The organism is Lachnoanaerobaculum saburreum DSM 3986 (assembly GCF_000185385.1).
In the GTDB taxonomy this organism is placed as follows: Bacteria; Bacillota; Clostridia; order Lachnospirales; family Lachnospiraceae; genus Lachnoanaerobaculum; species Lachnoanaerobaculum saburreum.
Map to the genome: position 1 here is coordinate 663,714 of NZ_GL622296.1, position 555 is coordinate 664,268.

Annotated in this window: 1 pseudogene; it reads right to left on the reverse strand. The window is 32.3% G+C overall.

Features of this window, described 5'->3' with window-relative positions:
• Positions 1-491, reverse strand: a pseudogene (locus HMPREF0381_RS16045) (transposase); the annotation flags it as partial.
• Between the last annotated feature and the right edge of the window lie 64 nt (positions 492-555).

Genomic DNA, 555 nt, shown 5'->3' on the forward strand with positions numbered 1-555 from the left:
CCCGTTTGATATTCTGTATCTTCTCCTTTTTTTATCCACTCAAATCCTTCATCTACATTTTTTTGCTTTCCTGATTTTTGGGTAAACAAATAACTCCATTTATATTCCTTACATAATTTCATAAATGGCTCTGTTGCATACAATGCATCTCCTTGTATACAAATGGGTAGTCTTAGATATTCTTTTTTTATCCTTTCTAAAAGGCGTTTTGCTGCATTTAGCTCACAATCCTGCTTGCTGACTTCTTCATTTTCATTTTCTATAAACTCAGTACCTATACTAATGATCACATTTTCACTTAACATAATCTTTGCTTCCAATACTTTGTGATAGTACTGTTTACTCTTCTTACTATCTTTGTCGGTTCTTTCTACACATAAGCAGTTCTCACAATATTTTTCTTTAAAATAGAACAATCCTGTTCCATCTAATATTATTCTCCAATATTTCTTTTGAAGACGACCTTTATTAAATTGTTTTCCTCGAATCAAACTCGTCACCATCTTTCTTCGTAAAGCTGAAACGCATTCCGGGGAAAGCCTCTCTAAATAATAA